This is a genomic window from Streptomyces sp. NPDC026394 (assembly GCF_055567735.1).
On record NZ_JBVHPX010000009.1, the window covers coordinates 24,593 to 44,783 of the forward strand.

Below are 20,191 nucleotides of genomic sequence, written 5' to 3' on the forward strand. Positions count from 1 at the left end.
AATCGCCATCGGCAGCACCACCGATATCGGGATCTCCACCGCCCTGCTGGTAGAAGGCGGGGGCCTGTTGGTCGTGGCTGCGGTCATCGGCCTCTCTGGACGTCTCAGGAGGTAACCTCGCGCCCACGACCTGGGCGGCCTGAGACCTCCTGCCGATGGCATACATCTGGCGACAACTCCTGACCCACAAGTGGTCACGCCTCGACGCAGGCTCTTGACCAGCACGCGGTCCAGGCGTCGGAACCAGGCAGATGCCAGCGTTCCCATCGGACACGGAGGTCTTCCGCAGGACGGAGCCCGCAGGCACCCGGCACGACGTCAGCGGCCGTCCGAAGCGGCCCTGTCCTTGAGCGCCTGCCTGTCGACCTTGCCGTTACGGGTCACGGGCAGGCGCGCGACGACATCGACGGACTCCGGCACCATGTGGTCCAGCCCCAGCTCGGCCCGTACGTGGGCACGCAGGGCGGCGGGGTCGACGGGGGCGTCCGGATGCGGGGTGACGGTCGCGTGCACCCGCTCGCCGTCGCCCCCGTCCGGGACGCCGAAGACCGCCGCCGTACGGACGGACGGGTGGCTCAGCAACACCTCCTCCACGACCCGGGGATAGATCCGCATCCCCGACGCGTGCATGATCACTTCGTTCTTCCTGGCCTTCAGGAAGAGGGTGCCGGACGCGTCCAGACTGCCGATGTCCCCGGTGCGCAGCCAGCCGTCCCGGATCACCTCCGCCGTGGTGGCCGGATGGCCGAGGTAGCCCGCCATCACACCCGGGCCACGAACCCACACCTCCCCCGCCCGGCCCGCCGGCAGCCGCTGTCCGCCCTCGTCGCGTACCTCGACGCGCACGCCGGGGACCGGGCGGCCGGCCCCGGCCAGACTGTGCGGGCGGTCGGCGTGGTGTTCGCCGGGCTGGAGCAAGGTCACCACGCCCGCTTCGGTCAGGCCGTAGATGTGCTGCAGCACCGGGCCGAGACGGGCGAGGGCCTGTTGTTGACGGCGCAGCGGGGTGGGCGCGGCGCCGTAGCCGAGGCAGCGCAAGGAGGAATGATCGGTCACAGGAAGAGCCGGGTGGTCCAGGAGCTGGTACATCAGGGGCGAGGTCAGCACCAGCGCGTTGACGCGCTCCACGGCGACCGTCTCCAGGACCGCGCCGGGGTCGAATCCGTCGTGGAGCACCACGGTGCCTCCCGACAGGAGGGTGGGCAGCGCGAAGTGCCCGCTGATGTGGCTCATGGGTGTGCACACCAGCCGCCGTTCGCCGGGAACGGCCAGCCCGTGGCGGCCCACGAGCACGGTCAGGGCGTCGTACAGGCCGTGCGTGTGCACGACTGCTTTGGGCAGGCCCGTCGTGCCGCCCGTGCACAGCAAGGTCCGTACCCGCTCGACGGGCGCCGCGGGCAGTGGTCCGGGCTCGGCCGGCCGCGCGGCAGCCTCCGCCGCCAGGTCGCGGCAGGACGGTGCCGGGCCCAGGGACAGCAGCTCACCGATGCCGGCCGTCGCGGCCAGCGCCCGGGCGGCCGCGGCATGGCCGGGGGCGAAGACCAGCGCTCCCGCGCGGCTGTGCCGCAGCAGTTCCTCCCGCTCGGCGTTGGTCGCCCCCGGCGCCAGCAGGGCCAACTGGTACCCGAGCAGGTGGGTGGCGAGCTGGACGGCGACGACCTCCGGGCGGTTGTCCGCGAGGACGGCGACTCCGTCCCGCGCGCCGGGCGAGGAACGCAGGACGGCCGCGACGCCACGGACGGTCCGCGCCAACTGTCCGTACGTCCAGCGCCGGTCACCGTGGACCAACGCCTCGCGGCGCTCCCACGGGCCGTCAGCGGCTCGCATCAACCCCGCGGCGTAGTGCACTCCCATACCGTCCTCCGTCGCCGTCGCCGTCGCCGTCGCCGTCGCTGCCTGCTCGGCCTTCACCGTCCCGCATCACTACGGAGTCTGGCCCCTGGAAGAACGGCGTGCACGGGGGACGGCCGCGATGCTGCCCGCGACCACCGTGGTGACCAGTCCGGCCAATTGCAGTACGACGCCTCCGAAGCCGACCGGGTCGCCCGGGTCGGTCAGCGCCGCGAGGGATTCGGGATTGGAGAGCAGCCCGACGATGAAGGCCGTGCTCAGCGCAACGCTCAGCATGGGCATGAACCGGCCGGGCACCAGCGCGACGAGCAGAGCCAGCACGGCGAACATGGCCGGCCCCGGGCCGTCCCAGCGCAGCCCTTCGGGTGCCGCGTCGCCGATCGCGTCCGCCAGCATGCCCGCGACGGCGAACCACACGGCGGTACGGCGCGGATTCCGCGCGCTGAGCGGCTTGACGAGAGGTGCGGTCCGCTGACGGCGGTTGTGCCGAATGGCGAACCCGGCGGCCACCGACGACGACGCGAGACCCAGCAGCATCACGGCGTTGCCGGCGGCCAGCGCGGAGTTCGCGCTGGCGAGGTTGGCGGCCAGTTGTCCGCCGACCAGCCCGCCGATCGTGATCCACAAGGAGAGCAGCACCGCCGCAAGCGGTGACCAGGGCGTCCGCCGGTCCACCCAGACGATCACCGCGGCCGCCCCGATGTAGATGAGGCCGGGCGGGAATCCTGGGAACAGGGCGGGTTCGGCGAGCCATTGCACCACGATGCCCGCGGACGCCAGCACCTGACCGCCGATCGTCCCGGCCGTGGCGGGCGGGAGCGAGCGTAAGGACGACGGCGGAGAGGCGGGGGCCGGGACGTGGGTGCGGTTGCCGGTACGGGAAAGGTCGTGCGGTGAGTTCGTCATAGCCTTGAGCTTCGGCCGGTACGGTCCGGCGGGCATCCGTCGGTGGAAGGCCGTCGGCGTACTCCCGCGGACGCAGCCGGGCGGCCGTCCGTCATGGGGCGGAGCGCGGGAGGACTCCGGCGCGGCGCCCGGCACGGCTTCCATACGTCCGTGGCGTCAGCGGCCTCCATGCCGCCGTGGCCGCTGTGGCCGCCGTGGCCACCAGTAGGTTCGAGGCCATGTCGATGCTGTCCTTCCCGCTCACTCCCTCCTACCTCGACGACCTGCTGGAGCTCGCTGACGTCCCGTGGTGCTGCGATGCCTTCGACGCGGCCTTCCAACGCCGCGGCTGGGCCCGCCCGGCCACCGGCGGTGAACCCGCCGTCGGATGGCTGGACCACTGGCCGCTCGGTGCCCCGGACCCGTTGTCCTGGCATGTGCTGCTCGGCGAATACCCGGGCTGCTCGAAAACCGACGACCGGAGCGTCGCGTGCGACGAACCGGAATGCCACGAGGACTCCTTCCTCGCTTTTCCGCTGGCCTACGCGGCGATCGGGCTGACCGGATCCGGAACCGGGGAGCCGGTCGATCCGCGGGAACTGTGGGGCGATCCGCTTCCCTCCGAAGGCGTGTACAAGGCGCGTGCCACGCGGGAGGAATTCCTCGCCTGCTACGACCGTGCCGCGCACCTGCTCCAGGCCCGGCTGGGCACACCGCTCCCCACGCCGCCGCCCGTACAGTCGGACCCTCCCGAGCGACAGATTTCCTGGAGCCGCGGGAAGAGCCTGGTCAGCCTGTTCCTCGTCGACAACGTGTACAACTACAGCCAGGACGACTGGGTAGGCATCGACATCCGACCGCTCAGCCGAGTCTTCCGGGGCGAGGTGGAGGCTCGGCCGGCTTCGCCCCGGTGGGCGTAGGAAAAGTCGTCCTGGTGGGGCGGGGTGGCGCCGGTGGGGGGTGGGTATGCCAAAGGCACGGTAAGCGCGTTGTGCCGTCAGGGGCCGCGCGCTCCCGGCGGTCGAGGCGTCCAACTCTGTGTACGGAAGGCCGCCAACCCGTTGACCCGACCCGCTCTTTACCACCTGCTCCTCCTGCCTGACGGCTCCTGGGACGCGGTGGAGTGCCTGGCCGCCATGATCCGCCGCCGTGCCACGGTGCCCACCGTGATCGTCGATGTGTCGGCGGTCCACCGGCTGACCATCGATGCGCTGGCCGTCCTGGTCCGCAAGGCCATGCGGCTGCACACGGTCGGCGGTGCGCTGCTGCTGGCCGGCCCGCATCCCGCCGTACGCAAGCTCATCCAGCGCACCGCGACCGGCCCCCTGCTGCCCGTCTTCACGGGCAGTGCCGCCGCCGTTCGCGCGCTGGCCCAGGACGGCCGCGTCTGGCACCGGACGGAGCTGGCTTCCGGGCGGGGCACGCTCTTCCCCGACCCGCCGGTAGGGCACTGCTGAGAACACCCGGTGCCGGTCGTGTGAAGGGTGCGGTGGGGCGCGTTGCCGACTGTGGCGCACGGTCGTTGGCCCGGCGTGGAGGTCATCGTCGCGGGCATCGCAGACATCGCAGGCATCGCAGGCGCTGCGGGCATGGCAGGCGGAAAGGCAGCCGACGGCAACGGCGCGGACGGGACGTCGGTATCTCGCCCTGGCGGTCCCCGGCCGAGGCCGGGAACCGCCGTAGCGGCTGGTGGAGGAGGTGCGTCAGGACGTCAGACGCGCCGGGACGTCACGCGCGCGAGGTACGGCTGCGGCGGAAGAGCACCGCACCACCGAGCAGGAGCGCCGCGCCCGTGGCGGCCGTGGCACCGGCGTGACTGCTTCCCGTGTGCGCGAGGGTCGGCAGGTGGGCGTCCTGCGCGCTGTGCTCGACCTGCTGCCCCTTGCCGCCGGCCGGTGCCGCCGCGGACGACGGCCGGCTGTGCTGCGCCGCGGGCTCGGTCCGGGAGTCCACCGCGCCGGCCACCTCGGCCGGAGGCCGCTGCCCGGGCAGTCGGGGGTCGGAGGGCGGCTGGTGACCGCCCGGCCCCGGAGTGCCGGGAGTCTCGTGCACGGGAGGCCGGTGCCCCGGAGGCTGATGGCCGGGGGGCTTGTGGCCCGGGGGCTTGTGCCCAGGAGGCTGGTGGCTACCGGGCGGCTGGTGACTGCCGGGCGGCTGGTGACCAGGCGGCTTGGTCCCCGGGGGCTTGTGGCCAGGTGGCTGGTGACTGCCGGGCGGCTGGTGACCAGGCGGCTTGGTCCCCGGAGGCTTGTGACCAGGCGGCTTGTGCCCGGGAGGCTGGTGACTGCCGGGCGGCTGGTGACCCGGAGGCTTGGTCCCCGGGGGCTGGTGCCCCGGAGGCTTGTGGCCGGATGGCGGGTGATGTCCGCCGGGGTTGGCGCAGGTGTTGCCGAAAGCGGGGTTGAGCAGGCCGATGACGTCGACGGTGTTGCCGCAGAGGTTCACCGGCACGTGCACGGGCGCCTGGAGCAGGTTGCCCGCGATCACGCCCGGAGACCCGACGGAGGCCCCTTGCGCCCCGGCGTCGGCGTGGGCGGCACTCGCCCCCACGCCGGTCAGCATCCCGGTCGCCGTCGCGGCGACCAGCACGCTTCGTTTCACGATGTGTTGCACGTGTGGTCCTTCATCTTTCCGAAGGTGACGAACCGGGCGCCCACCGTTGACCGGGCACCCGCATCCCGAAAGGGATACCGCCCAGCACCCGGGACCGGGTAGCGCCGCCCGAAGGGCGAACACCCGGTCACTCCCGCTTCGTTGGTCAACCGCGACGGAGACGGGCAGCGGCGCTGAGCGCGTCGTATCGGACCAAACGAGTGATCCGCCCGAAGGAAACGCACGACTTTTTCGACTCCCGTGCACCGAAACGGTTCTCCGGCCGGCCGCGACTCCCTTACGAACCCTCCTCCGCATGGACACGCGTTCGCCACGACCGACCGCTCCCCTGCACGCCCGTACGGATCACCACACCCAACGACACCGGGACCACCGAGCCCCCAGGTCAGGAGCGCGTGCACGGCGGCGTGTCGGGGGCGCGCGAGGGCCGGTCGCGCGCCGAGGCGTACACCACGGGCACGGCGCGGGTGTGCGAATGTCCGTGTTGTGTAAAGGACGGTCGCCTCTTCAACCACGGGCCGCCGAGCGGGCGCACAGTGATGTCCGCCCGGCAGCAGTCCGGGCGTCGAGTCACACCGGCCCCGCCGTGTGCGGGACCGCCCGCAGGAGGTTCGTCATGTTCCGTTCCGCTCGTACGGCCGCCGTCGCTCTCGGCTCGGCCGCCCTGGTCGCCGTCGCAGCACTGCCCGCCGCCGCCACCGACGCGCACACGCTGCCGGCCAAGCACCGTTCCCCCGTCGTGATCGGCGCCGTGCAGGCCGACAGCCCCGGCCGCGACGACGGCTCCAACCGGTCCTTGAACGCCGAGTGGGTCACCGTCAAGAACACCGGACGCCGCGCGGTCGACCTCGACGGCTGGTCCCTGACCAGCGAGCGCACCCACCAGACCTACCGCTTCCGCCACCTGCGCCTCGGCGCCCACCAGGAAGTACGGGTCCACACCGGCAAGGGCCGCGACACCTGGCGCGACGTCCACCAGAACCGCCGCGACTACGTCTGGCACAACCACCGCGACACCGCCACCCTGCGCGACAACCACCGCCACGTGATCGACATCGAACGCTGGGGCCGCCGCTGACCATCGCGCCCGGGACCGCCGGCCGACGGCCCCGGGCGCCCAGGTGCGCCGCGGCCAAGAGGAGGGCCGCGGCGCACCGGCCTCGTCTGCGGCTGGGGCCTGAGGGGCTCCCGGGACGCATGATGGCAAGCTGGAGCGGCAGGAACAGGGCATCGGCACCCCGACAAACACGTTCCTCCACGTCCTTCACACGCCAAACCAGGGAAAAACCGTTGATACTGCTACAGGGGAGTGGCACCGCACTGTCCGGGCGGCTGCTGTACTCGGAATCGGAGTACAGCTTCCGGTACATCGTCGCCGACCGGGCGGACATGACCGGACGGGTCGGCCCCGACGGAGTGGCCAGCCTGTCGATCGGCACGCTCCAGGTCGAGGTCGGTGCGACGACACGGCAGCTCCTGTTCGTCTGGGGGCTGCACCCCCGGCAGAACTGGATCACATCGCCGCTCGGCACGCCGGACGCCCGGCCGGGACGGCTGACCGCCGGCCCGCGCGAGGGAGAGTTCGTGGCGGGCGAGGCTCGCGACCTGGGCCCCGGCACGTCCTGGACGGCCGCGTGGCCCACCCGGTTCGATCCGGACAGCGGTTGGCTCCGTGTGTCCCAGGACGAGTCCGCGGACGACGACCTGACGCAGATCGCCGACGGAATCGTCGTCGGCCGGCTCGCCGGCAGCCTCCACTCCCTCTGGCTCCACCCGGAGTTCACCGCGTAACGGCGTGCGTCGCGTACGGCGCCTGGCCACCGCTAACCCTCTTCGTGCGGCCACCCGCGGCGGTGCCTCAGCACCTCGCGGGCGAGGGCGGGCAGGGGGCGGCCGGTGGTGAAGGCGCTCGCGCGCAGGCGTGCCAGGGCTTCGCTGACCGAGATGCCCAGGAGGCCGGCCAGTGCGCCGGCGGCGCGGTAAGTGGTACCCCAGTGATCGTCGATGAGCCGGGCCGGACGCCAGGGCAAGGGGGCGTCCCTGTCGAAATACGGCAGGCACCGGTCGGCTATGACGGCGGCCGTCTCCCCCAGCACCTGCATGGTGTCGTCGAGCGTGGGGTCGTCCAGACGCAGAGGCCGGTACCGCAGACAGTCGGCCGTGGCGAGGGTGCGTGGGCCGAGCATGAGGGGGAAAGCGCAGACAGCGGCGGCGTGTTCGAGTTCCTCGTGCAGGCGGGGAGCGAAGAAGGGATACGGCATGGGGTGCGCCTGGACATCCGGGTAGAGCACCGGGCGGCCGGTGGCCGCCGCCTCCGGGCCAGGGCCTTCTCCCGTCTCGTACTGCACTTCCTCCAAGCGCAGGGCGGCCGGTCCGGTTGTCGCGAGCAGTTGGCGATCGGCCGGGGTGGTGGCCAGACACAAGGACACGTCGTCCACCGGCAGGCCGTGGCGGATCGCCGCGCACAGCCGTTGCGGGAGGCGGGTGTCGTCGCGTTCACGGGCCGCCGCACGGACCAGGCGGGCCGTCCTGTTGCCGAACGGTGTCACGGTCTCCCTCCGGGAAGCGTCGGTTCCTGTTTCCCCGAGTGCCCGTCTCGTCCAGGAAGCGAACCGGTCACTTCGCGGGAAATTCAGCGCACTGCGCGGCGCGATAACGTGGGACGTGCCGCAGATGTACGGGGGAAAGCGGCATCACCGACATCGTTATGGAGCACTTGTGGGGATCGAGCTGGAACTTCACTCCGGACGGCCTGCGCGCAGCAAGGCGTCCGAAGCCACCCTGTTGCAAGGGCCCTACGGGCACGGTGAAGCTTTGGCGGATGCTCTGGGGCCGTTCGACCGGTCCGGTCCCGGCAAACTGGCTTGGGTGGACCCTTACGGTGACACACTGTTCAACGAACAGGAAGCGGAAGCCGCGCTGCCGGAAGCCGCCGCTCTTTTCGAGCGGCGTTCGGACGCGTCGCAGAAGGCAGCTCTCCAGGACCTCATGGCATTTCTGAAGAGGTGCGCGGAAACGCCGGGAAGTCATCTGTGGTTCATGGGTGACTAGCCGAAAGCCGGGCGGCACGGCGCCGCCCGGCGGAAGGCCCGGATCGAGCGGGCTACGGAGTGGTGAACAGCCACCACGAGGTCGTGCCGTTCTGCGCGCAGAAGAACGACTGCCACTGACCGGCTTGCTGGCCCTGGTTTCCGGCGACCCAGCAGACTTCGAAGCTCGCATACGGACCGTAGGTCGCCGTGGGACCATGTACCGCTGCCGGAACGGCGGCCGCAGCCCGGGCGGCGGAACCGGAGACCTGCGGGGCTGCCGTCGCGGCCGACGGCAGTGCGAAAGCCGCGGAGGTCAGAACGACCACGGATACACCGCGCAGCATTTTCCTGAGCATGAAGATTCCCCCTCGTCGTCATCCGTGACAGGGGCGACCCTAGGCCCGTCGCGCGCAGCCGCACGATCACCCACACGGGTAACCTGCTTTCGGTGGGCCGTCTTGGGAAGCACAGGAATTCGCCCCGGCGCACCACCGCTTTCCACGCCCCCGCGCACACGCCTGCCGGCACCACGTTCCCCATCGTGCGGCGCTCAAGGAGTAATGGCGTATTCGGTGAATGTTCCGCAGGTGCGGAATCCCAGCCGCCGGTAGACGGGCTCGCCGTCCGCCGACGCTTGCAGGACGGCGGTCCGGTATCCCTCGTCGCGGGCGGCGTGGAGCGTGGCGAGCGTGATGGCGCCTCCGTAGCCGCGTCGGCGATGCGTGGCGAGGGTCGCGATGTTGTAGATCCCTGCCACGTCGGCGTGCAGGAAGACCTCTGCCGAGCAGACCGGTCGGCCCTCCAGGTACCCGATCAGGTACCGGGCCGGGCTCTCGGCGGCGAGGGCCCACTGGGCGGTTTCGGCGTAGAACTGCCGGACGGTGGCGGCCGGCGGGTCCCACAGCGTGGCGAGCACCCTGGCGTAGTCGGCAAGGTGCTCCCGGGTGGTCACCGGGCGGATGTCGAGGCGGCCGGTGTGCGGCCGCGGTGGGGCCTCGCGGAGGTCCAGCCACATGCCCGCCTCGGTCTCCGAGGCGCTCAGCCCCGCGGACTCCAGGTGCGCGGACAGGTCGGCCGGCGTCGAGGCAGGGCCCACCCACCACGAGAAGGGCCGGCCGGTGGCGGTGAGTTCCCGGACGGTCCGGCGGACGCGTCGCGGTGCGGCATCCGCGGTGAATCGCGCCGCTGCGACGATGTTGAAGGTGTCGTCGGCCAGCCCGCTGTCGGCGATCAGGAGGTCACCCGCCTCGACGACCGCCGCGCCGTCCAGACGCCGGTGCAGATGGCAGGCGTGCTCGGCCAGATTGCGTTCCATTCTGAGCTGCAGATCTGCCGGGCCGGCCGCCGGGGGGTGCGATGGGTTCGGTGGAGACATGGTGCTCCTATGCAACACCTTGGGTCGCGTGCCGGCATCTGAATTGTCCGCCGGCCCTGGTCGAGGTGCGGCCTTCATGCCACCACAGCCTTCGTGGCGCGGCGGGTCCGTCAGGCAGGCTGTGCGTTCCTGGTCGTCCAGGACGTCACCGATCCGCCGCGGGTCGGCGCCGTGGCAGACGGTGCCCCGCACGCGGCGCCGGATCTTGTACTGGTCGTCACCGGTCGGGAAGAAGCATTGCCGCGCCGCTCCCCCACCTCGCGGGAACGCCGGGCCGGTGCTGCCCGCGCGTTCGGGTGCCGTCTTGGGGCGCACCGCGCGGCGCCGGGGCAAGACGAAGATCAGGAGGAGGGAGTGCGGGAGAGTCGAAGAATCCTTTCGCCGAGCCTCGTACGGCGGCGGGCGGTTCCCGTCACCCACGTCAGCGTCACGCGGGCATTGTCGCGTCGGGACCTGTCGGGCCGGTCATCGGGCCGGCAAGAGGGGGTGTGGAAGTCCCGACGGCTCCGGTCCGGGAGTCGTCATCGCCGGCCGTCCCGACGCCGCGATCCCGGCTCCCCGCTCCCGCCGCCCTCGAACCGGCGGGCAGCGGCGCGCAGCCCGGCCTTCACCGCGGGATCCGCGCAGCGGCGTACTGCGGCGAGTCCGCCCCTGCGCCGGAGGGCCAGGGCAATGGCGAAGACCAGTAACGCCAGCACCACGAGGCCGCCGACGATCAGGCCGACCCTGATGAGCATGAGATGGAAGTACGTCTCCACGGAGCACTCTCCCTCGATGTATCACGCCTGTGATACATCCCGTTGTATCACAGGCGTGATAGAAAGGCGGCATGCCCCGACACGTGGACCCGGAGGCGCGCCGTCGCCTCGTCGTCGACGCGCTGTTCCGCGTCGTCGTCCGCGACGGTCTGCAGCGCGCCTCGCTGCGCGCCGTCGCCGACGAGGCCCGGCTCAACATCGGTTCACTGCGGCACTACTTCGACAGCCAGCAGGACCTGATGCGCTTCGCCATGCAGTCGATGCTCGACCGGGTCGAACGCCGCCTGCTCGAACACGTCGAGCGGATCGGAGACCTGGGGCGGCACCCCCGCCCCGAACAGCTCCGGCTCACCGCCGGGTTCCTGGCCGAGCTGCTGCCGCTCGACGAACGCCGCCGTGCCGAGGTCACCGTCTTCCTGGACTTCAACACCGCGGCCCGTACCGACCCGGCCTTCGGCGACCTGTCGCGCCGGACCGCCGAAGGCACCAGCAATCTGGTGCGCCGCGCGCTCACGCGGCTCGTCGCGACAGAGGCCCTGCGGCCCGGCCTCGACATCGGCATCGAGACCGAGCGGCTGACGGCACTTCTGGACGGGCTCGGCCTCAGAGCGGTCCTGCACCCCGCGAGCCTGTCCCCGCGCACCTGTGCCGACGTGCTGGCCGCCCATCTCGGCGAGCTGTCGCTGCCTGCCGCGGGCACCGACTCGGACTCGACGCGGACCGCGTAGCGGCGTACGCCAGGTACACGGTGCACGGCACCTGAGCGCGCCACCCCGCACGGTGACGCTCGGGCCCGGGCGGCGGCCCCGCCCCGTCGTTCACAGAATCCTGAGGAGGTCGTCGAGCGGGGCCGGCACCCGTTCGGGGCCGAGGGCCGCCACGAGGAGACGGCCGTAGCGGATCTTGCGTCCTTTCTTCGTGCCGAGGAAGCGCCGCAACTGCTGGTGCCGGGGCCGGCCGTGCTGTGCGGGCTGGCGCAGGAAGGTCTGCCAGGCGCGCAGGTCGCCCTCGGCCCGTACGATCTCCTCGGCCCGCGCCGTGCCCAGCGTGCGGATCAGCTCGTCCTCCAGGTCCGTCACGCAGACGAAGAATCCGGTGCCCGGCACCCGTGCCCGTTTCAGGCCGCGCTCGTAGAACCGCTGCTCGCCCTCGTCGCACAGTCCGGCCAGGCGCAGGCCGAGGCCGGGCGGACCGAGGAGTCCGGCGTAGCGACCGACGCACATCGCCCCGCCCATCGGGAGGACGCACACCCCCTCGGCGGCTAGGTCCCGGCCCCGCCGTTCGGCCAGCGCCTCAACGGCCGCGTGGTCGCTAGGCCCTTCCAGCAGTACCGCCGTCCGCACTCCCAGGCGCACGGCCAGATCACTCGCGGGCCCGGCCGGACCACCGCCGGCCCAGCCGCCGACCGCGTCCCGGAACGCGCGCATGTCAGCCATGGAGCGAGTCTGCGCCTCCGCCGACGGCGCGGCACGGGATTTTCGGTGGACCGGCGGTCACCGCTCCTCGCGCGGTCCGCCGGAGCGGGGCGTCAGCCTCGGAGCCGGGGCCAGGACCAACGGCAGGTAGACATCGTCGATGATCTCGATGATGGTCTCGTCCTCCACCGGGGCCCCGAAGAGCAGGAACTCGTTGCGGAGCAGGTCGGTGGCGACGCTGGCCCGCCGTGAGACCGGTACCCACTCCTCGACCTCACCGCGCTCGACGGCCCGCCGCAGGATGGTCCGGACCGCCACCGGACCGACGGTGTGGATGCGTTCACGGATCAGCCGGGCGAACTCGGGGTCGCGGGTCAGGTCCACCAGCAGGCCGCGCATGATGCCGCCGATCGGACTGTCCATCTTGGCGGACACCTGCCGCAGCAGGGCGATCATGTCGGCGCGCAGCGTGCCGGTGTCGGGCAGTTCGAGGCCGGACAGGCCGCGCGCCTGCCAGGCGTCCAGGGCCAGTTCGGCGCGCCCGGTCCACCGGCGGTACAGGACGGCCTTGCTCGTACGGGCGCGGACGGCGACGCGCTCCATGGTCAGCGCGGCGTAGCCCACCTCGGCCAGTTCGTCGAACGCCGCCATCAGGATGGCGTGTTCGAGTTCCTCGCCGCGGCGTCGCGGCCCTTTGCGGTGGTCGGCGGCCGGCGGGGCGGGCCGGTCGTCGGCGTTCGAAGACAGCGTGGCTCCTTGGAGTGTGCACAGCATGCCGAGAGGACGTTGCGTTCTCTAAGGGAGCACTCTAGCCTCCAAGTTAGAGAACTGACCGTTCTTTAAAGAGGCTGTCAGCACCTTCAAGGGGACCGATGACCGAGACCTCCGCAACGCTCCGTACGACCGACGCCCCCGCCTTCCCCAGCAACCGCACCTGCCCGTACCAATTACCCGCTTCCTACGCCCGGCTGCGCGACGAGCAGGACGCGCTGCGGCCGGTGACCCTCTACGACGGCCGACGGGCCTGGGTGGTCACCAAGCACGAGACCGCCCGCAAGCTGCTCGCCGACCCCCGGCTGTCCTCCGACCGCAACCACCCGACCTTCCCGCTCATCTCCCCACGCCTGGAGGCGCTGCGCGACCGCCGGCCCGCCTTCATCGGCATGGACCCGCCCGAGCACGGCAAGCGGCGCCGGATGACGATCAGTGAGTTCACCGTCAAGCGCATCAAGGGCATGCGCCCGGACGTCGAACGCATCGTCCACGGGTTCCTCGACGACATGCTCGCGGCAGGCCCGCCCGCCGACCTGGTCAGCCAGTTCGCGCTGCCGGTGCCCTCGATGGTGATCTGCCAGTTGCTGGGCGTCCCGTACGCCGATCACGACTTCTTCCAGGACGCCAGCAAGCGCCTGGTGCAGTCCACGAGCGTGGAGGACGCGACCGGTGCGCGCGACGACCTGGAGCGGTACCTGGACGAGCTGATCACCGGCCTGGCGGCCGAGCCCGGGTCCGGCCTGCTCAGCGCGCTGGTCCACCGGCAGCTCGCGGAGGGCACGATCGACCGCGGAGAACTGATCTCCAACGCCCTGCTCCTGCTCATCGCCGGCCACGAGACCACCGCGTCGATGACCTCCCTCAGCGTCATCACCCTGCTCGACCACCCCGACCAACTGGCCGCCCTGCGGGCCGATCCGGCGCTCGTCCCCGGCGCCGTCGAAGAACTGCTGCGCTACCTCGCCATCGCCGACGTCGCGGGCAGCCGGGTCGCCACCGCCGACATCGAGATCGGCGGGCAGCTGATCCGGGCCGGCGAGGGCGTGATCGTCACCAACTCCATCGCCAACCGCGACGCGGAGGTCTTCCGCGATCCCGACACCTTCGACATCCACCGCTCGGCCCGGCACCATCTCTCGTTCGGCTACGGCGTCCACCAGTGCCTCGGCCAGAACCTGGCCCGGCTCGAACTGGAGATCATCCTGACCGCGCTGTTCGAGCGCATCCCCACCCTGCGACTGGCCACCCCGGTCGAGCGCCTGGAACTGCGCCCCGGCACCACCATCCAGGGCGTCAACGAACTCCCCGTCACCTGGTGACCGGGACCGAGGAGGTGGAGAAGAGGTGGAACCGATGAAGGTGACCGCCGACCGAGCGGTCTGCGTCGGCGCCGGAATGTGCGCGCTGACCGCGCCCGACGTCTTCGACCAGGACGAGGACGGCATCGTCACCGTACTCGTCCCCGAGCCCGGCGACGACCACCGGGACGCCGCCCTCGAAGCCGGGATGCTGTGTCCGTCCGGCGCGCTGCGGGTGGAGGAACAGAGAGGAACAGCGGCGGAATGACGGCGAAGTCGGAGTCCGTCCGGCTTCGGTGAAGCTCGCCGATCACTTGCCACGGCCGCCGGCGCAGGGCGGGGCCCGAGGGTGGGTGGTCGGCGTTTCCGCATGTGACGGTGCACCGGCCGCGTTACGTACGTAACCGTCGGCCCCCCGGGTTTCACCTACGCAACATCTACCTGCCCCTTTACTCAAGCACGTTGAGTACACAACCGATCCCCCGCACAGTCCGTCAGGATAGGTGGACAGATGCTCATGCCACCCGAAGTGGCACTTGGGATTCGAGAGGTGTGCTGGATGAAGATACGCCGTGCCCTGACGGCCGCCGCGGCGGCCGCCGTACTAGCACCCGTCGCCGTCATGGCCGCGCCCGCCGCGTTCGCGACGGAGCCGGCGCCCGGGGCCGGTGTCCGTACCCCTGTCTCCGCCGACTCCACGGAAGCCGAGACCCCGGACAAGACCGGCACAAGCAACAAGGCCGACAAGGGTGATAGCAAAGACGAGAAGGACAAGGTTGCCGATAAGACCGGCAAGGCCGACGAGGCGGGCAAGGACGGCAAGGCCACGGGTACCGGTCCTGCCGCCGGTGAGGGGAAGGCCCCCAAGGGCGACGAAGGCACGAAGGGCTCCGACGGCACCAAGGGGGGCGAGAGCACCGAAGGCCAGGACCAGACCTGTGCGTTCGCGTCCGACCAGCTTCGGGTGGCGGTCAACAAGGTACCCGCCCAGCTGGTCGCGGGCGGCGCCTGGACGCGGTTCACCATGACGCTCGACAACACCACCGGCAAGGCCATGGAGCAGGTGCAGCCGTTCCTGCACGTGTCGTCCTCGCAGGACGTCGACCGGCCGTACTGGGAGCTGGACACCGAGTACCGCGACATCAAGACGGGCACCTGGAAGACTTTCCACGACGCGGAGACGCGGACCCTGTTCGGCTCCTTCGCGATCGGCGCGCACAAGAGCGTCACGCTGGAGCTGCGTACCCGTGTGGTGAAGAACGCCAAGCCCGGCTCCGGCTTCATGCTCGCCGCGGGCGACTACCGCAACCGCGACGGTTCCTGCGGCTCGGCCAAGGAGACCTGGGTCGACTTCAAGATGCTGCCCGCCGGCAGCAAGCCCACGCAGCCCCCGGCCACGAAGCCGGGCCAGTCCGGCAAGCCGGGCGGCGACGCGGCCCAGACCGGCCAGAACGCCACGCACGGCGGTGCCGCCGGTGGCTCCGACGGTGGTGCCGGGCCGCAGGGCGGTCAGCTCGCGCAGACCGGCTCCCCCACCGCACTGCCGACCGTCGCGCTCGCCGGCGGTGCCGCGATGGCGGTCGGCGCGGGAGCCGTGTTCGGGTCGCGTCGGCGCCGGGGCGCGGCAGCTCAGGGCGGCACGGACGCCACCGCGTGAGCGGCGGGACCGCGCCCCTCACGATCCGCGAACGAACGAAGAAGTACGAGAAAGAGGTTTCCATGAAGATACGCCGTGCCCTTTCGGCCTCGGTGGCGACGGCCGTCCTGCTCCCGGTGGCGCTGGCCGCGGCGCCCGTCGCGCAAGCGGCTCCCGCCGCGGAGATGCCGGACTGCCACGAGATCGGGGGGCACCACAACCAGGCGTTCGTGGGCCGGTCCTTCGGCGTACCCGAGACGATCACCCTCGGGAACGAGTGGAAGCCCTTCAACGCCACCCTCACCAACACCTCGACGAAGGAGATGAAGTCCTTCAGCCTCAGCGCCCGGGTGAGCAACCACGTCTACAACCCGGGTGAGCGCTACCTGAGCCCCTACGCCGACCTGCAGTACTGGGACCCGGCGCAGAAGGCGTGGAAGACGCTGCGCGAAGGCGATGTCGCCTCGGGCGCCATCCCGGCGCCCAAGACGCTCAAGCCGCGTGAATCCGTCCACGTGCAGTTGCGGTTCAGGGTCCGGGAAGGGCTGCCCCTGGAGCAGGCGTACGACGCGTTCGCCTATCTGACCGGCACCTTCGTCGACCGGTACAACGGCATGGACTGCACGGTGAGTGATTCCGCCGGGGACACCTTCGCCATTGTGGGCAAGTAGGTCACCGGCCCGTAGACGGCCCGGCAGCCCTGTACCCGGCCGGTCCTCCGGCCGGGTACGGGCTTCTCACAGCGGCAGGACGACGCGGACGGTCAGTCCGCCGCCCTCGCGGGGCGTCGCCGTGGTGGTGCCGTCGTGCGCGCGTACCGCCGAGCGCACGATGGACAGGCCGAGGCCGACGCCCTTGTCGCTGCCGGTGCGTTCCGTCCGCAGGCGCCGGAACGGCTCGAAGAGGTTCTCCACCTCGTAGGCCGGGACGGCCGGGCCGGTGTTGGAGACCACCAGCACCGCACAGCCCGGCTGCGGCTCGGTGATCACCTCGATCCATCCGTCCCGGGGGACGTTGTAGCGCACCGCGTTCTGCACGAGGTTGAGCGCGATGCGCTCCAGCAGCACGCCGTTGCCCTGCACGAACGCCTGCCGGCGCACGCCGCGGATCTCCACACCCTTGGCCTGCGCCTCGGTGCGGGCCTGGTCGACGGCCTGCGAGGCCACCTCGGCCAGATCCACCGGCTTCTTGTCCACGATCTTGTTCTCGCTGCGGGCCAGCAGCAGCAGACCCTCGACGAGCTGCTCACTGCGCTCGTTGGTCGCCAGCAGCGTCTTGCCCAGCTGCGCCAGCTCCGGCGAGGCGTCCGGGTCGGCGAGCTGGACCTCCAGCAGCGTCCGGTTGATCGCCAGCGGCGTGCGCAGCTCGTGCGAGGCGTTGGCGACGAAACGGCGCTGCGACTCGAAGGCCCGGTCCAGCCGGTCCAGCATCTCGTCGAAGGTGTCCGCCAGCTCCTTGAGCTCGTCGTCCGGACCGCCCAGCTCGATCCGGCGGTGCAGGTCCGAGCCCGCCACCCGCTGCGCGGTACGGGTGATCCGGCCCAGCGGCGACAGGACGCGCCCCGCCATCGCGTACCCGAAGGCGAACGCGACGACGGTCAGGCCCAGCAGCGCCAGCAGCGAACGGTTGAGAAAGGTCTGGAGCACCGAGGCACGCTGCTCGCGGAGGCAGTTGCTGATGGCCGCGTTGATGTCGTCGACCGTGGCGACGGACTGGAGGTCCCGGCAGTTCACGTTGCCCAGGCTGATGTCCGTACCGAAGACCTGGAACTCCGGGGTGCCCTCCTTGAGGGTGTTCGCCGCGAACATGTAGATGATCGCGAGCAGCACGACGCCGGCCATCAGGAACATGCCGCCGTACAGCAGCGTGAGCCGTATCCGGATGGTCGGCCGGAGCCATCGCACCGGGTGGAGCGCGGGCTCCGGACCGACGGAAGGTTTCGGCGGCAGGGCCACCGGCGGGTGCGGCTCGGCGGGGACGGTCACGGCGGTCAGCCCCGGCAGCCCCGCAGAACGGACAGGGCAACCGATATGGGGACGGGGACGGGAAACGAGCCCACTGCTGATCCTTCCTCAGGTGGTGCGCAGTACGGCAGTAAACGGCAGTACGGCAGTACGCGGCGGTGAAAACCCTGCCCATCCTGCACGGAAGTGCGGTAAATCGGCAGTAAGCATCGGGCGGCCGAACGGTCCGCGCCACCGCTCGGCCGCCCCCGTCGGCTCCGGCAGCTCCGTCCGCGCCGCCTCCGAGCATCCGCGTGGCCCTTCGGGCGGGACAGGCCGGACACCGAGCCGTCAGACGGTGCGTACCACCACGTGGCGGCCGTCGTCGATACGGGCCCAGTCCATGGCGATCAGGAAGCGGCTCTGCCCGGTGAGATCCTCCGCCGCGACGGTGACGGGCGGCTGGCCGCGGTACAGCCGGATCTCACCCGTCTCGGTGGCGAGGTGGTCGAGGGCGTCCCGCAGCCTGCCCGCGCCGAAGCCGGTGGCCTGCTTCAGCCGTTGCAGTGTCGTGATGAACTGCGCCGGGCGGCCGAGCGTGTGGGTGACGTGGTCCAGCAGGGCGCGTTCGGCCGGCTCGACATCCTGCACCCGCCGGAGGTGCCGGAGGCGTCCGACGAGCGTTTCGGGCAGCCGCAGTACGTCCTCCGGGCGTGGCAAGTGCTCGGGCATCGACCACCGCCCGTCCTCGCACCGGGCGATCCCCAGGCGCTCCATGACCGCCGCCAGGTCCCGCACGGTGGACGGCGCCGGGAGGCCGGCCGCGCGCAGCGCCTCTTCGCACCACGCACGGTGCGTCCGCGCGTCCGCCGTGATCTGAGCGGCTTCCGCCGGGCTCCGTGCCGCCTCCACGGCCTCCGCGTCCAGCCACGCCAGCGGCGACTCCAGTCCCCGGCCGCCGAGACCGCGCGGGGCACGCCGGGGGTCGTCGCCGAAGACCTGTACGGCGACGGCGTCGAGATCTCCCCTCAGCTGCCGGGCCGTCGCTGTGCTGAGCAGCATCACCGTCCACATGGCCTGGTGGAGCGGCATGACGACGGGCCAGCCGCTCTCGAACCAGTCTCTGTGGATGCACAGTGGCTGCCCCTCGTCCGAGTGGAGGGGAGTGTCGATGATCTCAGCAGGCATGTCGTTCTCCTTGTCGGTTGAAAGGACTAACGACGGCGGGCGGCGCACGGTGCTGGTGCCAACCGGCTCCTGACATCACCCGGACAGGTCCGCACCTGGGGGAATCCGGCACCGTCCTCACGCGTCGACCTGCTGCTGGAGTACGTCACAGGTGTACTGGAACTCGTCCATCAGCCGGGTGGCCTCCACCACGAGCACTCCGTAGGGACAGGCCGGGTCGGTCAGCGGCAGCCCGTCCTGCTCGGCCTGTTCGGTCACCCGGCGGCAGCACTCCTGGGCCTGGTCCGCCAGTCCGCACAGTTCGCCTGCCTGGTCGGTCAGCGATTCCTCGGTCAGCTGCCCCAGGACCTGGGTGATCCGGGAGACGGACTCCAGGAAGTCGGCGTAGCCGCGCAGGAAGCGGCGGTCCCGTTCGCCGCCGTCCTGGCGCCACTGGTCGAGGCTGCGGGTGAGCGAGGCCAACTGGTACATGGTCCGCTCCAGTGCCCTGAGCACCGTGCCGTACCCTTCGAAGCTCTTACGGCCCCGGTGGCGGCCCAGGCGGTTGCGCGGGTTGTAGTAGAGGCTCTCGCGCGCCGTCCGCAGCCCGTTCTCGGCCTGGGTGATCAGCCCGCCGGTCTGTTCGGCGCGGCTGCGCCAGTGGCTGATGCGCTCCTCCTCCATCTCGCCCTCCCGCATCGCCGGGTACATGTCGCTGACCAGGTCGCAGAGGGCGCGGGCGAGGGTGTGGATGCCGTGTTCGGCGCTGCGGTAGCGCAGGGGCGGGACCAGGGCGATGTTGACGATGACGCCGACGCCGCAGCCGATGAGGACCAGCAGGATGATCTGCCCCAGGTGAGCGATCTTGCCGATCCCGGACGGTGCCGAGACATAGGTGGAGAAGGCGAAGAAGGCCGCCGTCGCCACCTGGGAACCCTGCGAACCGAGGGCGGGCCACCGGCCGATGGTGAGCGCCACCACCGCCACGAGGGCGAAGGTGAGCAGGTCCGGGCCGGCCAGGTACCCGAGGACGGCCTGCACGGCGACCCCGGTCGCCACCGCCCCCACGTACCGCAGCGACTGCAGCAGGGACTGGTACACCGTCACCTGCATGATCAGGACGGCGGAGAACGGCGCGAACGCCGGCGACTCCGCGTCGAGCAGGTTGTAGGAGAACACCCAGGCGACGGTCGCCGCCAGTGTGCTCTTGCCGATCAGCAGCAGCGTGTGGCGTTCGTGTCCCGCCGAGCCCCAGGCTCGGATCCACCACTGCCGCACCCGGGCGATGCGGCCCTGCTCGGCAGGCTGCTCGCGGTGGCCCTGCGAGGTCGCCTGCCGTGCGGGCCCGCGCCGTACGGACTCTTGCTTCCGCGCCTGACCGGCCATGCACGCTCCGTTCCTCTTCCGGTCCGCTTCTGTCGGTGGACCGTACGTTTTCACTCGG

The 20,191-nt window shown here is 71.3% G+C and carries 22 protein-coding genes and 1 pseudogene; 10 read left to right on the plus strand and 13 right to left on the minus strand.

Annotation, left to right across the window (positions count from 1 at the left end):
- Window positions 1-318: 318 nt before the first annotated feature.
- Together ACZ4QV_RS21655 and ACZ4QV_RS21660 are read right to left on the minus strand one after the other, a co-directional pair.
- Window positions 319-1,854, minus strand: a complete 1,536-nt coding sequence (locus tag ACZ4QV_RS21655; protein WP_361152658.1) for a class I adenylate-forming enzyme family protein — start codon at window positions 1,852-1,854, stop codon at window positions 319-321.
- A gap of 69 nt (window positions 1,855-1,923) precedes the next feature.
- Window positions 1,924-2,757: a hypothetical protein gene (locus tag ACZ4QV_RS21660; protein WP_361620148.1), complete on the minus strand. Its 834-nt coding sequence runs from the start codon at window positions 2,755-2,757 to the stop codon at window positions 1,924-1,926.
- A gap of 176 nt (window positions 2,758-2,933) precedes the next feature.
- On the opposite strand from ACZ4QV_RS21660, the gene ACZ4QV_RS21665 reads away from it, so the two are divergent.
- Window positions 2,934-3,656 (plus strand): hypothetical protein, encoded by a 723-nt coding sequence (locus tag ACZ4QV_RS21665; RefSeq protein ID WP_467763275.1) that lies wholly within the window; start codon window positions 2,934-2,936, stop codon window positions 3,654-3,656.
- A gap of 141 nt (window positions 3,657-3,797) precedes the next feature.
- Complete coding sequence (locus ACZ4QV_RS21670) at window positions 3,798-4,193, plus strand: STAS domain-containing protein (protein ID WP_361152651.1); 396 nt, start codon at window positions 3,798-3,800, stop codon at window positions 4,191-4,193.
- Window positions 4,194-4,464: 271 nt separating this feature from the next.
- On the opposite strand, the gene ACZ4QV_RS21675 is transcribed toward ACZ4QV_RS21670, so the two are convergent.
- Window positions 4,465-4,788: an LPXTG cell wall anchor domain-containing protein gene (locus ACZ4QV_RS21675; RefSeq protein ID WP_361639246.1), complete on the minus strand. Its 324-nt coding sequence runs from the start codon at window positions 4,786-4,788 to the stop codon at window positions 4,465-4,467.
- 333 nt (window positions 4,789-5,121) lie between these two features.
- A pseudogene (locus tag ACZ4QV_RS21680) lies at window positions 5,122-5,646 on the minus strand (chaplin); the annotation flags it as partial.
- A gap of 319 nt (window positions 5,647-5,965) precedes the next feature.
- On the opposite strand from ACZ4QV_RS21680, the gene ACZ4QV_RS21685 reads away from it, so the two are divergent.
- Both ACZ4QV_RS21685 and ACZ4QV_RS21690 read left to right on the plus strand, forming a co-directional pair.
- Complete coding sequence (locus tag ACZ4QV_RS21685) at window positions 5,966-6,427, plus strand: lamin tail domain-containing protein (protein ID WP_361152649.1); 462 nt, start codon at window positions 5,966-5,968, stop codon at window positions 6,425-6,427.
- Window positions 6,428-6,639: 212 nt separating this feature from the next.
- Window positions 6,640-7,140, plus strand: a complete 501-nt coding sequence (locus ACZ4QV_RS21690) for a hypothetical protein (RefSeq protein WP_361592580.1) — start codon at window positions 6,640-6,642, stop codon at window positions 7,138-7,140.
- A 32-nt stretch (window positions 7,141-7,172) separates the two neighbouring features.
- Here ACZ4QV_RS21690 and ACZ4QV_RS21695 read toward each other — a convergent pair whose 3' ends face one another.
- Window positions 7,173-7,898, minus strand: coding sequence for a GAF domain-containing protein (locus ACZ4QV_RS21695; protein ID WP_361152645.1), 726 nt, complete (start codon window positions 7,896-7,898; stop codon window positions 7,173-7,175).
- 169 nt (window positions 7,899-8,067) lie between these two features.
- On the opposite strand from ACZ4QV_RS21695, the gene ACZ4QV_RS21700 reads away from it, so the two are divergent.
- Entirely contained in the window at window positions 8,068-8,400 is a 333-nt protein-coding gene (locus tag ACZ4QV_RS21700) for a hypothetical protein (RefSeq protein ID WP_467763276.1), read from the plus strand.
- A gap of 52 nt (window positions 8,401-8,452) precedes the next feature.
- Here the strand turns inward: ACZ4QV_RS21700 and ACZ4QV_RS21705 are convergent, their stop codons facing one another.
- The 3 genes from ACZ4QV_RS21705 to ACZ4QV_RS21715 all read right to left on the minus strand — a co-directional run bounded on the left by ACZ4QV_RS21705 (window position 8,453) and on the right by ACZ4QV_RS21715 (window position 10,514).
- Complete coding sequence (locus ACZ4QV_RS21705; protein WP_467763277.1) at window positions 8,453-8,725, minus strand: hypothetical protein; 273 nt, start codon at window positions 8,723-8,725, stop codon at window positions 8,453-8,455.
- Between the two features lie 206 nt (window positions 8,726-8,931).
- On the minus strand, window positions 8,932-9,696 hold the full coding sequence (locus ACZ4QV_RS21710; protein ID WP_467763278.1) for a GNAT family N-acetyltransferase: 765 nt from the start codon (window positions 9,694-9,696) through the stop codon (window positions 8,932-8,934).
- Between the two features lie 581 nt (window positions 9,697-10,277).
- Window positions 10,278-10,514 carry a hypothetical protein gene (locus tag ACZ4QV_RS21715; RefSeq protein WP_361152638.1) on the minus strand — a complete coding sequence of 79 codons (237 nt, stop codon included), beginning with the start codon at window positions 10,512-10,514 and terminating at the stop codon, window positions 10,278-10,280.
- Between the two features lie 71 nt (window positions 10,515-10,585).
- On the opposite strand from ACZ4QV_RS21715, the gene ACZ4QV_RS21720 reads away from it, so the two are divergent.
- Window positions 10,586-11,242, plus strand: a complete 657-nt coding sequence (locus tag ACZ4QV_RS21720) for a TetR/AcrR family transcriptional regulator (protein ID WP_361152635.1) — start codon at window positions 10,586-10,588, stop codon at window positions 11,240-11,242.
- A 90-nt stretch (window positions 11,243-11,332) separates the two neighbouring features.
- On the opposite strand, the gene ACZ4QV_RS21725 is transcribed toward ACZ4QV_RS21720, so the two are convergent.
- Both ACZ4QV_RS21725 and ACZ4QV_RS21730 read right to left on the minus strand, forming a co-directional pair.
- Window positions 11,333-11,950 (minus strand): TOPRIM nucleotidyl transferase/hydrolase domain-containing protein, encoded by a 618-nt coding sequence (locus ACZ4QV_RS21725; RefSeq protein WP_361152633.1) that lies wholly within the window; start codon window positions 11,948-11,950, stop codon window positions 11,333-11,335.
- 57 nt (window positions 11,951-12,007) lie between these two features.
- On the minus strand, window positions 12,008-12,703 hold the full coding sequence (locus tag ACZ4QV_RS21730; RefSeq protein WP_361152630.1) for a TetR/AcrR family transcriptional regulator: 696 nt from the start codon (window positions 12,701-12,703) through the stop codon (window positions 12,008-12,010).
- 98 nt (window positions 12,704-12,801) lie between these two features.
- Between ACZ4QV_RS21730 and ACZ4QV_RS21735 the strand changes: the two genes are divergently transcribed.
- From ACZ4QV_RS21735 to ACZ4QV_RS21750, 4 genes are all read left to right on the plus strand, one after another.
- Window positions 12,802-14,022 carry a cytochrome P450 gene (locus ACZ4QV_RS21735; RefSeq protein WP_361152627.1) on the plus strand — a complete coding sequence of 407 codons (1,221 nt, stop codon included), beginning with the start codon at window positions 12,802-12,804 and terminating at the stop codon, window positions 14,020-14,022.
- Window positions 14,023-14,056: 34 nt separating this feature from the next.
- Entirely contained in the window at window positions 14,057-14,269 is a 213-nt protein-coding gene (locus ACZ4QV_RS21740) for a ferredoxin (RefSeq protein ID WP_361152725.1), read from the plus strand.
- 291 nt (window positions 14,270-14,560) lie between these two features.
- Window positions 14,561-15,658, plus strand: a complete 1,098-nt coding sequence (locus ACZ4QV_RS21745) for an LPXTG cell wall anchor domain-containing protein (RefSeq protein WP_467763279.1) — start codon at window positions 14,561-14,563, stop codon at window positions 15,656-15,658.
- Between the two features lie 62 nt (window positions 15,659-15,720).
- Entirely contained in the window at window positions 15,721-16,308 is a 588-nt protein-coding gene (locus ACZ4QV_RS21750) for a hypothetical protein (RefSeq protein ID WP_361152622.1), read from the plus strand.
- A 66-nt stretch (window positions 16,309-16,374) separates the two neighbouring features.
- On the opposite strand, the gene ACZ4QV_RS21755 is transcribed toward ACZ4QV_RS21750, so the two are convergent.
- The 3 genes from ACZ4QV_RS21755 to ACZ4QV_RS21765 form a co-directional block, all read right to left on the minus strand.
- Window positions 16,375-17,622 (minus strand): sensor histidine kinase, encoded by a 1,248-nt coding sequence (locus ACZ4QV_RS21755; protein WP_467763280.1) that lies wholly within the window; start codon window positions 17,620-17,622, stop codon window positions 16,375-16,377.
- A 309-nt stretch (window positions 17,623-17,931) separates the two neighbouring features.
- Window positions 17,932-18,768 carry a DUF6042 family protein gene (locus ACZ4QV_RS21760; RefSeq protein ID WP_467763281.1) on the minus strand — a complete coding sequence of 279 codons (837 nt, stop codon included), beginning with the start codon at window positions 18,766-18,768 and terminating at the stop codon, window positions 17,932-17,934.
- Window positions 18,769-18,885: 117 nt separating this feature from the next.
- On the minus strand, window positions 18,886-20,133 hold the full coding sequence (locus ACZ4QV_RS21765; RefSeq protein ID WP_361639675.1) for an FUSC family protein: 1,248 nt from the start codon (window positions 20,131-20,133) through the stop codon (window positions 18,886-18,888).
- Window positions 20,134-20,191 lie beyond the last annotated feature (58 nt).

Coding starts and splice junctions, on each gene's coding strand:
- ACZ4QV_RS21720 (WP_361152635.1), top strand. CDS start 10,586: ATGCCCCGACACGTGGACCCGGAGGCGCGCCGTCGCCTCGTCGTCGAC.
- ACZ4QV_RS21760 (WP_467763281.1), bottom strand. CDS start 18,768: ATGCCTGCTGAGATCATCGACACTCCCCTCCACTCGGACGAGGGGCAG.
- ACZ4QV_RS21765 (WP_361639675.1), bottom strand. CDS start 20,133: ATGGCCGGTCAGGCGCGGAAGCAAGAGTCCGTACGGCGCGGGCCCGCA.
- ACZ4QV_RS21725 (WP_361152633.1), bottom strand. CDS start 11,950: ATGGCTGACATGCGCGCGTTCCGGGACGCGGTCGGCGGCTGGGCCGGC.
- ACZ4QV_RS21685 (WP_361152649.1), top strand. CDS start 5,966: ATGTTCCGTTCCGCTCGTACGGCCGCCGTCGCTCTCGGCTCGGCCGCC.
- ACZ4QV_RS21705 (WP_467763277.1), bottom strand. CDS start 8,725: ATGCTGCGCGGTGTATCCGTGGTCGTTCTGACCTCCGCGGCTTTCGCA.
- ACZ4QV_RS21740 (WP_361152725.1), top strand. CDS start 14,057: ATGAAGGTGACCGCCGACCGAGCGGTCTGCGTCGGCGCCGGAATGTGC.
- ACZ4QV_RS21735 (WP_361152627.1), top strand. CDS start 12,802: ATGACCGAGACCTCCGCAACGCTCCGTACGACCGACGCCCCCGCCTTC.
- ACZ4QV_RS21750 (WP_361152622.1), top strand. CDS start 15,721: ATGAAGATACGCCGTGCCCTTTCGGCCTCGGTGGCGACGGCCGTCCTG.
- ACZ4QV_RS21655 (WP_361152658.1), bottom strand. CDS start 1,854: ATGGGAGTGCACTACGCCGCGGGGTTGATGCGAGCCGCTGACGGCCCG.
- ACZ4QV_RS21660 (WP_361620148.1), bottom strand. CDS start 2,757: ATGACGAACTCACCGCACGACCTTTCCCGTACCGGCAACCGCACCCAC.
- ACZ4QV_RS21730 (WP_361152630.1), bottom strand. CDS start 12,703: ATGCTGTGCACACTCCAAGGAGCCACGCTGTCTTCGAACGCCGACGAC.
- ACZ4QV_RS21710 (WP_467763278.1), bottom strand. CDS start 9,696: ATGGAACGCAATCTGGCCGAGCACGCCTGCCATCTGCACCGGCGTCTG.
- ACZ4QV_RS21745 (WP_467763279.1), top strand. CDS start 14,561: ATGAAGATACGCCGTGCCCTGACGGCCGCCGCGGCGGCCGCCGTACTA.